We start from the raw sequence: 13,150 nt of genomic DNA on the forward strand, positions 1-13,150 counted from the left end.
CGGCTGATCCGGCCACAGGCAGGCGCGCAACCATCGGGCGTCATCCGCGTCGGTCACGTCGACCGGATCGAGGTCGACGCCGACCCGGGCGACGACCTCGGGCATCGCCCGCGTCGGGATGGGCCGGTCTCCCACGATCGAAGCCGACAGCCGCACGGGAGATGACGGGTCGCCCAGCGATTGTCCGTTGCTGTACGTGATGCCGACGCGATCGACACTGAGATTGAGCCCAGCCGAGCAACCCACGTCGATCAGCCCAACCGCGTTCGCGCCTACCCGGCGCGCCGCTTCGGCGATGGCCGGATACAGCACGGCGCAGCGTCCGGTCTCGTTGGTCCGCGTCTGCCGGCGCACGGCGCTGGCCACGACCGAGTCGGTCATTCGCAGCAGCGTGTCGATCGCCGCGCCAGCGGCGGCGTCGCCGTCCGCAGCGGCATAGGCCGCGGCAAGCGCCGGGGCGCGTCCGGCGAGGGCGAGGTCGTGCAGCGCGGCGAGGATCACCGTGGGGTGCCGCTTGCGCGCCGGCGCCGCCTCGATGGCGCGCAGCGCCTCGTCGGACTCGCTCAGGGCGACGGCGACGCGCTCGTACAGCGGCGATGTTTCGGCGGCGTCGACCTCACCGAAGTGCCGGTACACCTGAGCGAGGGTGCGCGCCCTCCCCACGGGTGCGGCGCTTCCTGCGGTTGGCCCTGGCATCCCGACGATTCTAGCTACGGGAAACGACAACCCCCGGCCCTTCACCTGGCACAAGAGCGCCGAGGAGATCCTCGGCCGACTCGCCGGCTACTGCCGCTCCCTCAACGAACAGCGAGCGCTCCGACCTCTCGAACCGCCAGCCACCGTGCGGCGGCACCCGGGTCAGCCGGTACGCAGCGCGTCGGTCGGGGACAGGTGGGCGGCGCGGAGGGCCGGGTACAGGCCGGCAATCGTGCCGATCGCCGCGGCGGTGGCCAGGCCGGCGCCGACCGCGGTGGGTGGTATCAGCGGTTGCCAGCCGCGGTAGAGGGCCAGGGCGTAGGTGGTCGCGGCGCCGAGGAGCACGCCGACGGCGCCGCCGGCCACGCCGAGCAGTAGTGACTCGACCAGAAACTGGCCGGCCACGTGCCGGCGCGCGGCGCCGAGGGCTCGACGCAGGCCTATCTCGGTTCTGCGTTCGAGTACCGAGATGACCATCATGTTGGCGATGCCGACGCCGCCGACGAGCAGGGCGACGGCGCCGAGGCCGAGGAGCAGGGCGGTGCCCGAGTCGGCCACGGCCAGCCGGGCGGACAGCGCGTCCGATGGCCGGCTGACCGTGACGTCGCCCGGGGTCTGCGGGCTGGTGGCGCGGGCGAGCAGGCCGCCGACCTCGGCGGTGCGGTCGGTCTGGGCCCGGACGTAGATACGGCTGGGGTGCCCGTCGTAGCCGAAGTCCTGCGCCGCGGTCGCGAAACCGATGAGCGCGGAGCGGTCCACCTCGGGGGTCAGCTCGAACGGGTTGAGGATGCCGATGACGGTGTACCAGTGGCCACCGAGCTGGATGCGGGGGGTGCCGGACAGGTCGGCGATGCCGAGCTTCTCGGCGGCGGTGTGCCCGAGCACGGTGACCGGGTACCGGCTGGTCGCCTCGGTGAGGAAGCTGCCGCGCGCCACCTGTCCATCCAAAGTAGACAGAAGGGAGGTGTCGGCGGCGCGTACCGACAGCCCGCCCGTGCCGAACGGAGGTGCGAGGTCGGACCGGCGTACCCGGACGGCGTCGAGGTCGGCGCTGGGCGCGCTGGACAGCACCCCGTCGGTGCGGCCGACGGCGGCCGCGGCCGTCAACGGCAGCGGCCGCTCGTCGCCGGAGATGCTTTCCCCGGTGGCGACGGTGAGCAGGTTGGTGCCCAGCCGGTCGATGCGGGCGAGCAGGTCGGCCTGGCTGGAGCGGGTGATGCCCAGGACCGAGACGATGGCCGCGATGCCGATGGCGACACCGAGCATGGACAACGCGGTGCGGGTCCGGCGGGTGCGCAGCCCGACGGTGGCCACGGGCAGCAGGTCGGCGGGGCGCAGCCGGGACAGGGGGGTCATGCACGGCTCCCGGTGTCGTGTTCGATGCGCCCGTCGCGCATCTCGATGCGCCGGCGGGCGGCGGCGGCCACCTCCGCGCTGTGGGTGATGACGACGATGGTGGTGCCGTCGGCGTTGAGTTGGCGCAGCAGCGCGAGGATGTCCGCGCCGGTGGCCGAGTCGAGGTTGCCGGTGGGTTCGTCGGCGAAGACGATGGGTGGCCGGCCGACGAGGGCGCGGGCGATGGCGACCCGCTGCTGTTCGCCGCCGGAGAGCTGCCGCGCCTTGTGGTGGGGCCGGTGCGACAGACCGACCCGTTCCAGTGCCCCGGCCGCGGCGTCCCGCCGTCGTGCGGCGGGTACGCCGCGGTAGAGCAGTCCGGTCGCGACGTTGTCGAGCGCGCTGAGGTGGTCGAGCAGGTGGAACTGTTGGAACACCACGCCGAGGCGGTAGGCCCGCAGCCCGGACAGCCGGCGGTCGGAGAGGTTCTCGATCGGCTGGTCGGCGATGCGTACCGAGCCGGACGTCGGCCGGTCCAGCCCGGTGGCCAGGTTGAGCAGGGTGGTCTTGCCCGAGCCGGAAGGGCCGACGACGGCGACCAGCTCTCCACTGTGGACGGTGAGGGTGACGCCGCGGATCGACTGGACGGGTGGGCTTCCCGGGTAGACCTTGCTCGCGTCGCGCAGTTCCAGTACGGGGTTCATGTGGCGGGCACCCGCACCCGTTGGCCGACGGTCAGGTCGCCGGTCACCTCGACCGTGCCGGCGGTGGTGTCGAACAGACCTGGCTCGACCTGGACGTTCCGGCCGGACTCCAGCCGGACCTGGTAGCCGCCGCCGGGCCGGGCGAGCAGTGCGGTCGCCGGGACCATCAGGACGTTCTCGTGCGTCTGGGTGGTGATGTCCACCTGGGCGGGCGCCTGGTCGAGGTCCGCGGCGCCGGCCGGCAGCGTGACGCTGATCGTCACCGGGAGCGTGGCCGGCGGGGACGCCGACCCGCCGCCCGACGACGTGTCCTCGGTGGCCACCCGGCCGATCCGGGTGACGGTTCCGGGCACCGGCGACAGGTCGGTCAGCGAGACGATCACCTGGTCGCCCACGTGCACCAGGTGCTGCCGCTCGGCGGTGACCTGCGCGGTGACCACCCGGGCGGTGGAGGTCGCCGACAGCACCGGTTCGTTCGGCCCGACCGAGGTACCGGCCACGGCCTGCGCCTGGCTCACCCGCAGCGCGCCGGCCGCGAACACCACCTGCCCCTGCGACAGCGCGCCCGTGCGCTGGGCGGCCGGTAGCCCCCACGCGGCCTGCCACCGGCGGATCGCCGCCGCGGTCGCGGCGGTGAACCGCTCGTCGACGGTGAGCTGCTGGCTGCCGGCCATGCGGAGCGCGATCAGGTTCTCCTCCAACTGCCGCACATCCGGACCGTCGGACATGCCGGCGGCGAACTCCCGGTAGGCCGGCGTGGCGCCGTAGAGCAGTCGGACCGGTTGGTTCGCCACCGCGTAGAGGCTGCCGCCCCGGCTGACCGTTGCACCCTGCTCGGCCACCGCGGTCAACACACCGGGTGCCCCCTGGTGGACCACTGAGTACGAGCCGTCGAAACCCAGCGTGCCGCCCAACGACACGCGTGCGGTCACCGTGCCCCGGGTGACCGCGGCGGTACCGGTCCGCACCGGCACCGTGGCGCTGTCCACGGCGCTGGGCCGCGCGGCCACGGCAAACCAGACGGCGCTCACCGCCGCGCCCACCACGGCCATCGCCAAAACAACACCGACCGTGCGCCGCAGACCGCGGCCGCGGCGCGGCGCGGCGACGCCGCTCATTCCGGCGACTCCTCGATCGGCCCGTCGTAGTACTTCTGGCAGGCCCGCTGGGCGTTCTGGTACAAGTCGGACTTGACGTCGATCGACGTGCCGGCGAGCGGGATGGTGCCGTCCGCCCTCGGGTCGGGCCAGTCCGGAATCCCGTTCTCCCGCACACACCGGGAGAACCGCTCTATCTTCGGGATGTCCTCGGCCGGCACCGGTGCGCGGCTCAGGGTCCCCTCCGGCAGACGGTCCACAATGGACTGACAGTTCGCGGGAATGTCGGGCGCCGCAGGCGTTCCCTGCTGGCCGTCGGGTATGACGAACGGCACATTGAGCCTGCCGTCCTGGACGGTTGCCTCGCCGATGGTCAGGCCGTGGTCGCGCAGGCACTGCGCGTACTCCCGGCCGATGTCCAGGATCTGCTCGTCGCTCATCGTCTCGGCAGACGCGGAGGTGGATTTCGACGGGTTGCCGCCGCCCGAGCCACAGCCGGCGAGCACCGTGAGCAGGACGCTCGCCGCCCCGTACCGAAGAAGTTTCCTCATGCCCCGATCGTGGCGCCGGGCCGGGCCGGTGTCGTCTGCGCACGATCCGATCTTCACCGCGGGAGATACGAGCCTGCTCCTACGCCGGGGTACGAGCAGAGTCTGATGTGCCCAGCGGGACCGCTGCCTACGATCGAGCCATGCCCCGCGCCACCGACCTGCGTCGCTTGCTTCTCGCCGGGCGCAGCTACCTGCTCCATGCGGCGGTGGCGCTCGTCCTGGTATTCCTCTCCGCCCCGCGCGTGACACCGGCGGAGTCGGCTGTGGCCGGCCACGTGGTGCAGGTGTGGTGGATCTTCAGTGCCGTGCTGGTCGCCAGTCTGCTCATCCAGCACCGCTGGCCGCTGCTGGCGCTCGTGCTGGCCACCATCGGCGCCACGGCGCACCAGCTCGCCTTCGACTCGCCCGGTTCGCGGGTCGAGTTCCCCACGCTGCTCGAGCTCGCCGTGCCGATCACGCTCTACACCCTGGCCAGCCGCGCCCGCTCGCGCCGGATCTCCATGGCCGCCCTCGCGGTCATCCTGGTCGTCGAGCTCGCGGTCAACATCATCAACCCGATGATCGCCGATGCTCAGGCGCCCCCGTCGCCGCGAGTGGCCGCCGGCGCGACGACGTCGACGAAGGGTTCCCAGCAGGCGGAGGGTGCGCGGCCCACTGCGCCCATGGCGAGCTTTTCGGAGATCGAGGGGAAGTTCGTCAGACCGGGGTTGAGTGTGCTGCTCGCTGTGGCGCTCGCCTTCGCGCTGGGTGACGGCCAACGCACCCGCAGGGCGCACCTGCGAACCCTGCAACAGCGCGCCGCCGACCTGGAACGCGAGCAGCACCAACGCGTCGAGCTGGCCACCGCCGCCGAACGCGCCCGGCTCAGCCGCGAGCTGCACGACGTGACCGCGCACAGCCTGTCGATGATCGTCGCGCAGGCCCAGGCCGCGATGGCCGCCCAACGTCGGCACCCCGAACGCAGCACCCAGGCCATGCGCGAGGTCATCGCCGTCGGCCGGGATTCGCTCTCCGAGATGCGCCGCCTCGTCGGCGCGTTCGGCGCCGGCCCGGACCAGGGCCTCGCCCCGCCACGAGGAATCGTCGCGCTCCCCGCTCTGGCCGACCGGGTCCGGGCCGCCGGCACCCCGGTCCACCTCGACGTCGACGGCGAACCGGGGAACCTGCCGGCCGTGGTGGACCTGTCCGCTTACCGGATCGTGCAGGAGGCCCTCACCAACACCCTCAAACACGCCGGCGCCGGCGCCCAGGCCAGGGTCCGCCTGGCCGTTCATGCCGAGTACGTGGACGTCGAGGTCACCGACGACGGCGCCGGCAACCGCGCCTGTTCGCCGGCCGACCACGGCAACGGACTGCGCGGCATCGCCGAACGAGTGAACCTGCTCGGCGGCGCGCTGACGGTCGGGCCCGAGCCGGACGGCGGCTTCACCGTCCGGGCACGGCTACCCATCGCGCCCACGGACCGCCCGCAACCCGAACCGATCGGCGTCCACGCGTGAGCGCCGCCGCCGGGCGTATCCGCGTCGTGCTCGTCGACGACCAGGAACTGCTGCGTACCGCGTTCCGCATCATCTTCGACGAGACCGACGACCTTGACGTCGTCGGCGAGGCCCCCGACGGCGCGACCGCCGTGACGGTGGTCGCGCGCACCCGGCCGGACGTGGTCCTGATGGACGTACGCATGCCGGGCATGGACGGCGTCGAGGCCACCCGGCGCATCCGCGCGCTGCCCGGTGACCCGCCACCCCGGGTCCTCATCCTGACCACCTTCGATCTCGACGAGTACGTGTACGCGGCGCTGCGGGCCGGCGCCAGCGGCTTCCTCCTCAAGGACGCGCTCACCGACGACCTGCTCTCCGCCGTGCGAGCCGTGGCCTGCGGCGAGGCCGTCACCGCGCCCAGCATCACCCGCCGCCTCATCGCCCACTTCCTCGGCAGCACACCGATCCCGGCACATCGGTCCGAGCGGCTGGCCGCGCTCACCGCGCGCGAGCGCGAGGTGCTCACCCTGATCGGCCGCGGTCGATCGAACGGCGAGATCGCGCAGGACCTGCACCTGTCCCCCGGCACGGTGCGGACCCACATCGGGCGGGTCTTCGCGAAGCTCGCCCTACGCGACCGCGTGCAGGCGGTGATCCTCGCCTACGAGTGCGGCCTGGTCCCGTACGGCGAGCAGTGACGGCTCTGGCGGCTCACCAGCTCGATCGAGTGTTCCAAGTGGACTGTCCTACGGGGTGCTCGAGTGGCGTCCCGCCGAGTTGCCCCGTGGCTAGGTGGGGGTGGCGGTGCCGAGGATGTGGCTGGACGTCGGCGTGTTGAGGTCGGGGAACCGGAAGCGGTCGAGCCGGTCGAGGGTGAAGCCGGCCTGTTCGATGGCGGTCGCGGTGTCGCGGCCGGTGTGGCAGCCGCCGGCGAGGTAGGGCCAGAAGGTGGCGTCCATGAGCCGTTGGACGCGGGCCATGCCGGTGGTGTCGGCCCTGACGTGTTCCAGGAAGCGGAACTGCCCGGCCGGCTTGAGCACGCGGCGGATCTCCCGGAACGCGCGGCCAGTGTCGCCGATGGAACACAGCACGAGCGCGCAGACGACGGCGTCGGCGCTGGCGTCCTCGGCGGGAAGGCGTTCTGCCAGGCCGTCGACGACCTCGACGGGCACCGGTGCCTCGCCGGCCGCGGTGTCGGCGGTCCGGCGCAGCCGGGGCTCGGGTTCCACGGCGAGGACCCGGGTGACGGTGGGTGGGTAGTGGGCGAAGTTGGCGCCGCTGCCGGCGCCGATCTCGATCACCTCGCCGGTGAGTCCGGCGAGCAGGGCGGCCCGGTGCCGGTCCATGCCGCCGCGTTCCATGGCGCGCGCCATGCTGGGGTAGAGCCGGGCGAAGATCGGGTGGTGCACGGACATACCGCTCACCATGCCACCGGGACAACCACAGCCGGAAACGACACGTCGGCATGACCGCATCGGACCTCCCCGGCGGCAACGGCAACGGCTTCCCGCTGGCATATGACTGTCGGGCCTCGATGGTCCCGTGAGCGGTAGGCCGACCGCGGCGGTGCTGGCGTTGATCATCGCCTGGTGGTGCTGGACAGGACCGGCACCGTGACGACCGGCCGGATGTCCCTTGTGGACGCTCAGGTCGCCGAAGGGGTGGCGGTGGACGAGGTGCTGCGGCTCGCCGGGGCGCTGGAGAACGCCTCGGGCATCCGATCGCCCAGGCGGTCGCCCGCGGCGCGGAGGAGAAGGTCGGCGCGCTGCCTGCCGTCGAGGGCTTCGGTGTTCGTGGTGAGCAACAGCCTGCGCGGGTTCCGCGGCACCACCACGGGCACCCCGTCCGCCAGCACGGCGGAGAGCCCGCGCAAGGAGCCGGTCGCCGTCCGGTAACCGTCCCGCAGCCGGGTGCCTGCCAGCCGACGCCGGCCGGCAGGCACCCGGCTTTCGGGTCGGCCGCTACGCCAGCATCGCCTGCATCTCGCTGATCTCCGCCTCCTGGGCGTCGATGATCTGCTGCGCCAGTGCCTTGGCCTCGGCGTTGCCGCCCTTCGCCAGCTCGGTCTTGGCCATGTCCACGGCACCCTGGTGATGCTTGATCATCATCTGGACCCAGAGGCGGTCGAAATCGGCCCCCGACGCGTGCTCGAGCTGCTGCATCTCCGCGTCGGTCATCATCCCCGGCCCAGCCATGCCACCGTGATCCATGCCCGGCATGCTCGGCTCCGTCGGGGCGCCCCACCGGTCGAGCATCTCGGTCAGCTGCCGGATCTCCGGAGCCTGTGCGCCTTCGATCCGGGTGGCGAGGTCCTTCACCTTGGGGTCGGTGGCGCGCTCGCCGGCCATCTTCGCCATGTCGACCGCCTGCTGATGGTGCGGGATCATCGCCTGCGCGAAGGCGATGTCCTGCTCGTTGTGCTCGGTCTGCCCGGCGCTGCCGGGCGAGGTGGACGTCGTGTCCTGGTTGTGGTTCATGCCCGGCGTGTCGTTACTGCCGCCGCAGCCGGTTGCCACCGCGATGATCGCGGCCGCGCTCGCTCCGATCAGAAACGTCCTCATGAATGTCTGTCCTCTGCACGTCTTTTTGACAGGGATATCCCACTGCGTACTCAGTTGGTGACGCTGTGTGATCCCCTATATGCGCAACAGGCAGACGGAGGTGAGGAGGGATCGTCCGGCCCGCCGTGGTGGTCGCCAGAGCCGCGCGGCGACCACCCGCGGTCCGCCGAACGGCGCCAGGCCGGCGCCCCCGGTCGCCATCAGCAGCCAGGCCAGCAATACGAACCCACCGGCCGCGCCCATGATCGCCAGGCACAGATGCATCAGGTCATGGCCGGCGCCCGACGCGGGACCGGCGGGCGAGTGGATCTCCGGCAGCTCCGCCGGCGTGGTGGCGGTCGTGGGCATAACGGCGGCGGTATGCGCCGAGTCGTGCGACATCGTGTGAGGTGCGAGCGGGACATGGTGCATGCCGACCACGGCGAGGGCGAGGGCGCACAGCAGCAACCACTGCTGCACCCGCATGGCGGCACCCGCACGCATGCCTGCCACGGTAGCGGAGCGACCGTGGGTCAGCGTGGCGGCCGCAGACCGTCCAGGACCACGGTCACGAGCCGGTGGACGGCAGCCTTGGACGGCGCGGTGCTGGCGGCGTTGAGGGCGTGGAGGCAGTAGGCGGCGAGCTCGTCGGGTGGGACGTCGTCGCGCAGACCGCCGGTCTCGGCGGACTCGGTGAGCAGGTCGCGGATCAGGTCCTGGACGTGCCTCTGTGCACCGGCGATGTGTTCGTCGCGATGGAGGAAGGCGGCGAGCTCGGTGCCGTGGTCGTGGTGGCGGTGGTGCCGGACGCGCTGCTGGTGGATGTGGGCGTAGGCGGTGAGCACTGCCTCGAGCCGCTTGTCGCTGTCGCCGGCCTGGTCGCGGACCTGGGCGAGTAGCTCGAGGTGGTTGCCGACCTGCCGGTCGTGCCAGGCCAGCACGATCGACTCGACATCGGGAAAGTACTTGTACAGCGTCGCGCGGCCGATGCCCGTCTTCTCGGCGATCTGGGACATGGTGACCGACAGCAGGCCGTGCTCGGCGGCCAGCGCCGCGGTGGTGTCCAGGATCGCGTCCCGCACCTCCCGGCGATGCGCGTCGATCGTGTCGTTCCAGAGCTTCGGCACCACTCGATGATACGCACCGACCCCGTCGATACATTCTGTATTGACAGAGACACAGTGTCTCGATAAATTCCGGGCATGACCGCACCAGACGATCTGTACGTCACGCCACCGCCGTGGGACATCGGCCGTCCGCAACCGGCGTTCCGGGCCCTCGCCGATGCGGGCGCCTTCCAGGGGCGGGTGCTCGACGTCGGCTGCGGGACCGGTGAGCACACCCTGCTGGCCGCCGGCCTCGGCCTGGCCGCCACGGGTGTCGACCTCGCGACGACGGCCCTGGCCACCGCCCAGCACAAGGCCCGCGACCGCGACCGCCCGGCCAGGTTCCTGCACCACGACGCCCGCGACCTGACCGAGCTGGGGGAGTCGTTCGACACCGTGCTCGACTGCGGGCTGTTCCACATCTTCACCGGCGCCGACCGTGCCGCGTTCGTCACGAGTCTTCGGTCCGTGCTCACACCCGGCGGCCGCTACTTCATGCTCTGTTTCAGCGACGAGCAGCCGGGCGACGGGTGGCCACGGGTACACCGGGTCGCGCGAAGCGAGATCACGGCCGCCTTCGCCGAAGGATGGCGGATCGACTCGATCGAGCCGGCGACGATCGACATCACCACCGACCCGGCCGGCATCCAGGCCTGGCTCGTCGCCGCGACAGCATGCTGACCGCCGAGGCTCACGTCCCGACGGAGCGCGCGTCCCGCTACCTCGTCCAGCTCTGCCGACACGCCAGCCAGCTGGGCCAGCACCGACCGCGTCTCCACGTCAGGGACGACACGCACGCGCCCCCGGCGGTGCAGCACGTCGAATGGTCCGACACGCACGGGACCGTCAGGTTGAACCGGGGCCAGTGGACGTTGGAGGCAACGCAGGACACGCTGACGCTGCGCGCCGAAGCAACCAGCGAAACAGAGCTGCGACGAATTCAGGACCTCCTCGCGGGACGCCTCGAAAAGATCGGCGGGCGCGACCACCTGACGGTGACCTGGCAGCGACCCGACGCGCCACCGGGTCAACCCGGCGACGCCGAGCAGTCGAGCGACCCGTCCCCCACGGAAATGCCGCAGCGCGGCCAGAACACCACCAAAGGACAACGGTCCCTCGCCGCGCGGTGGTCCCTCGTGGCGGTCGTCGTGCTGTTCGTCGCCATCCACCTGGGACTCGGCGGCGCCGCGCTCGCCGCCTCGTCCTGGACGGTCTGGACCGCCCTCGGCCTCGTGGCGGTCCTCGTCCTCAAGATCGCCGGCCTGCGGCTGCTCGCCACTCGTCGCCGTCGGCCGTCACAGCGGTGATGGGGGAGTGGTGGCGTAGATCCGCACCGGAAGCGCGCCTGTGATTCCATCACCACATCGCGTTCGTATTTCACGTTCAGTGGTCAAATCGGCACTTTGAGTCAACGGGCTCGGTATGGTGTGGAACGTGATCACCACCGCCGTTGACCGCTCAGGCCCCCGCGGCCGGGTAGCGGTCGGTCTGATCGCGGTGCTGGCTTTGCTCGGCGCGGTGTTGTGTTGCGACGCGAACCTGGCCGGCGCGCACGCGTCTTCGACGACGATCGGTTCCGCGGCGGTCGTGCCGCACCTCGACGGGGACTCCGCGGTGGTTCATGACCACGCTGGGGACGTGGTGGCGGATGGGCACAGCGCACCTGGCAAGCACGACGATCACCCGTGTGAACCGAACGGCGCGGAGGTGCCGGGCGTGGGGCCCGCACCGGTTCCGGGTCCGGTTTTCTTCGCCGAGCCGGTGGCCTCGGTGCCGTCGGAGACCGTCCCGGGCGCCGTCACACCGCGCGTTGGCGGCGTCGGCGCCTTGCGCGATCCCCCCGGCGCCCGGTCGCTGGTGTTGATGTGCGTGTCTCGACGCTGACAGGTCGCCGACGCGCGCCCGAACATTGTTGCTCCCGCTACGGATCCGCCTCCCACGCAAGCGTTGGGGGGCGCTCCGAGCCGTCCGTGTGGGGCTGGTTCGTGGTGCGTTCGGCTCGACGCTGACCGTCGTTTCGTCGTAGCACTCCAGGTGAAGAGGTCTTCGATGTCTGTTCCTTCTCGTGTTCGGTCCACGCACCTCAGGGCGGTGGGTGCTGTCGAGCAGGCGGTGCCGTCCTCTGCGCGGTTGGTGCTCACGTCGGCCGCCGCGCCATGCCATACCCCGGCGGGGGTGGTGGGCAACACGCCGGTGTTGTGGATCGATGAGCCGTTCACCGCCGATGGCCGGGGTTTCTGGGCGAAGTTGGAGGGCCACAACCCCGGCGGGATCAAGGACCGGCCCGCCCTGCACATGCTCGAACGCGCCCGCGAGCGGGGTGATGTGGCGGTGGGGGCGCCGATCGTGGAGTCCACCAGCGGCACTCTCGGGCTCGGTCTGGCGCTGGCCGGGATCGTGTACGGGCACCCGGTCACGCTGGTCACCGATCCGGGCATGGAGCCGATGATGGTGCACATGCTGAGCGCCTACGGCGCCGATGTCGACGTCGTCAGCGAGCCCGACCCCGTCGGCGGATGGCAGGAGGCGCGGCGGCGTCGGGTGCGGGACCTGCTCGACGCCGAACCCGGCGCGTGGTGTCCCGACCAGTACCACAACCCTGACAACGTAGCCGCTTACGAGCCGCTGGCGATGGAGTTGGTGGCGCAGCTGGGGCGGGTGGACGTACTGGTGACCAGCGTGGGCACCGGTGGGCATTCGGCCGGGGTGAGCCGGTCGCTGCGCCGGTTCTGCCCCCGGTTGCGGGTGGTGGGCGTGGACACCACGGGCTCGACGATCTTCGGTCAGCCCGCCGGGCCGCGGTTGATGCGCGGGCTGGGCAGCAGCATCTATCCGCGCAACGTGGACTACCGAGCCTTCGGCGAGGTGCACTGGGTCACCGCGCCGGAGGCGGTGTGGACGTGCCGGGAGTTGGCCGCGCACCACTACGCCAGCGGCGGGTGGAGCGTGGGCGCGGTCGGCCTGGTCGCCGGGTGGCTGGCGCGCACACTGCCGCCGGAGACCCGGATCGCGGCGATCTTCCCCGACGGGCCGCAGCGGTACTTCGACACCGTCTACAACGACGCGTACTGCCGTGCCCACAACCTGTTGGACCGCGCTCCGGCCGAGCAGCCCGTGCGCATCACCCACTCCGGGGAGCGCATCGTGGACCGGTGGACCCGGTGCACCACGGTGACCGACCCGGTGACCGACCCGCGCCTGGCGCACCTGCGGGCCTGGCGATGACCGGCACCTGGCGGCAGCTGCGGTCGCTACCCGGCAGCGTGCAACTGTTGGTGGTCAACCAGTTCGGCATCAATCTCGGCTTCTACATGCTCATGCCGTACCTGGCCAACCATCTGTCGAACGGGCTGGGCATGGCCGCCTGGACCGTCGGGCTGGTGCTGGGCGTGCGCACGCTCAGCCAGCAGGGCCTGTTCCTGCTCGGGGGCACGCTGGCCGACCGGCTGGGGTACAAACCGACGATCATCGCGGGATGCGCGCTGCGTACGGTGGGCTTCGCCCTGCTGGGTCTGGTCGACACCCTGCCGGCCCTGCTGGTGGCGTCGGCGGCGACCGGTCTGGCGGGGGCGTTGTTCAACCCGGCGGTGCGTGCTTACGTCGCCGCCGACGCCGGGCCACGGCGGGTGGAGGCGTTCGC

Annotated in this window: 16 protein-coding genes and 1 pseudogene; 8 read left to right on the forward strand and 9 right to left on the reverse strand. The window is 71.7% G+C overall.

Going from position 1 to position 13,150, the window contains the following annotated elements; all coding sequences use genetic code 11:
• From VGD70_RS05740 to VGD70_RS05760, 5 genes are all read right to left on the reverse strand, one after another.
• The coding region (locus VGD70_RS05740; RefSeq protein WP_331078846.1) for a DUF2332 domain-containing protein at positions 1–636 on the reverse strand (636 nt) is incomplete at its 3' end.
• 222 nt (positions 637–858) lie between these two features.
• Entirely contained in the window at positions 859–2,052 is a 1,194-nt protein-coding gene (locus tag VGD70_RS05745; protein ID WP_331078848.1) for an ABC transporter permease, read from the reverse strand.
• On the reverse strand, positions 2,049–2,735 hold the full coding sequence (locus tag VGD70_RS05750; protein ID WP_331078850.1) for an ABC transporter ATP-binding protein: 687 nt from the start codon (positions 2,733–2,735) through the stop codon (positions 2,049–2,051). Before VGD70_RS05750 ends, VGD70_RS05745 begins: the two co-directional genes overlap by 4 nt.
• A complete protein-coding gene (locus VGD70_RS05755; protein WP_331078852.1) occupies positions 2,732–3,853 on the reverse strand; it encodes a peptidoglycan-binding protein in 1,122 nt (373 codons plus the stop codon). Before VGD70_RS05755 ends, VGD70_RS05750 begins: the two co-directional genes overlap by 4 nt.
• Positions 3,850–4,383 (reverse strand): hypothetical protein, encoded by a 534-nt coding sequence (locus VGD70_RS05760; protein ID WP_331078854.1) that lies wholly within the window; start codon positions 4,381–4,383, stop codon positions 3,850–3,852. Before VGD70_RS05760 ends, VGD70_RS05755 begins: the two co-directional genes overlap by 4 nt.
• A gap of 140 nt (positions 4,384–4,523) precedes the next feature.
• Here VGD70_RS05760 and VGD70_RS05765 point away from each other — a divergent pair, with 140 nt between their 5' ends.
• Entirely contained in the window at positions 4,524–5,882 is a 1,359-nt protein-coding gene (locus tag VGD70_RS05765) for a sensor histidine kinase (protein ID WP_331078855.1), read from the forward strand.
• Positions 5,879–6,562, forward strand: coding sequence for a response regulator transcription factor (locus VGD70_RS05770; protein WP_331078856.1), 684 nt, complete (start codon positions 5,879–5,881; stop codon positions 6,560–6,562). The genes VGD70_RS05765 and VGD70_RS05770 overlap by 4 nt, the downstream gene beginning before the upstream one ends.
• Before the next feature lie 90 nt (positions 6,563–6,652).
• Here VGD70_RS05770 and VGD70_RS05775 read toward each other — a convergent pair whose 3' ends face one another.
• Positions 6,653–7,279 (reverse strand): class I SAM-dependent methyltransferase, encoded by a 627-nt coding sequence (locus tag VGD70_RS05775; protein WP_331078857.1) that lies wholly within the window; start codon positions 7,277–7,279, stop codon positions 6,653–6,655.
• 174 nt (positions 7,280–7,453) lie between these two features.
• Between VGD70_RS05775 and VGD70_RS05780 the strand changes: the two are divergent.
• A pseudogene (locus VGD70_RS05780) lies at positions 7,454–7,662 on the forward strand (hypothetical protein); the annotation flags it as partial.
• 163 nt (positions 7,663–7,825) lie between these two features.
• Here VGD70_RS05780 and VGD70_RS05785 read toward each other — a convergent pair.
• The 3 genes from VGD70_RS05785 to VGD70_RS05795 all read right to left on the reverse strand — a co-directional run bounded on the left by VGD70_RS05785 (position 7,826) and on the right by VGD70_RS05795 (position 9,531).
• Positions 7,826–8,425: a DUF305 domain-containing protein gene (locus tag VGD70_RS05785; RefSeq protein ID WP_331078859.1), complete on the reverse strand. Its 600-nt coding sequence runs from the start codon at positions 8,423–8,425 to the stop codon at positions 7,826–7,828.
• Between the two features lie 75 nt (positions 8,426–8,500).
• Positions 8,501–8,908, reverse strand: a complete 408-nt coding sequence (locus VGD70_RS05790) for a hypothetical protein (protein ID WP_331078861.1) — start codon at positions 8,906–8,908, stop codon at positions 8,501–8,503.
• A 29-nt stretch (positions 8,909–8,937) separates the two neighbouring features.
• A complete protein-coding gene (locus tag VGD70_RS05795; RefSeq protein WP_331078863.1) occupies positions 8,938–9,531 on the reverse strand; it encodes a TetR/AcrR family transcriptional regulator in 594 nt (197 codons plus the stop codon).
• Between the two features lie 75 nt (positions 9,532–9,606).
• Between VGD70_RS05795 and VGD70_RS05800 the strand changes: the two genes are divergently transcribed.
• The 5 genes from VGD70_RS05800 to VGD70_RS05820 all read left to right on the forward strand — a co-directional run.
• Positions 9,607–10,191 carry a class I SAM-dependent methyltransferase gene (locus VGD70_RS05800; RefSeq protein ID WP_331078865.1) on the forward strand — a complete coding sequence of 195 codons (585 nt, stop codon included), beginning with the start codon at positions 9,607–9,609 and terminating at the stop codon, positions 10,189–10,191.
• Positions 10,185–10,817 (forward strand): DUF2218 domain-containing protein, encoded by a 633-nt coding sequence (locus VGD70_RS05805; protein ID WP_331078867.1) that lies wholly within the window; start codon positions 10,185–10,187, stop codon positions 10,815–10,817. Before VGD70_RS05800 ends, VGD70_RS05805 begins: the two co-directional genes overlap by 7 nt.
• A 127-nt stretch (positions 10,818–10,944) precedes the next feature.
• Positions 10,945–11,394 (forward strand): hypothetical protein, encoded by a 450-nt coding sequence (locus VGD70_RS05810; RefSeq protein WP_331078869.1) that lies wholly within the window; start codon positions 10,945–10,947, stop codon positions 11,392–11,394.
• Between the two features lie 207 nt (positions 11,395–11,601).
• The gene (locus tag VGD70_RS05815) at positions 11,602–12,735 is read left to right on the forward strand and encodes a PLP-dependent cysteine synthase family protein (RefSeq protein ID WP_331078871.1); all 1,134 of its coding nucleotides are present in this window, start codon (positions 11,602–11,604) and stop codon (positions 12,733–12,735) included.
• Positions 12,732–13,150 (forward strand): MFS transporter (locus VGD70_RS05820; protein ID WP_331078873.1); only part of this gene is annotated, 419 nt, incomplete at its 3' end. The genes VGD70_RS05815 and VGD70_RS05820, both read left to right, overlap by 4 nt.

It is taken from the genome of Actinophytocola sp. (assembly GCF_036402745.1).
Classification (GTDB): domain Bacteria; phylum Actinomycetota; class Actinomycetes; order Mycobacteriales; family Pseudonocardiaceae; genus Actinophytocola.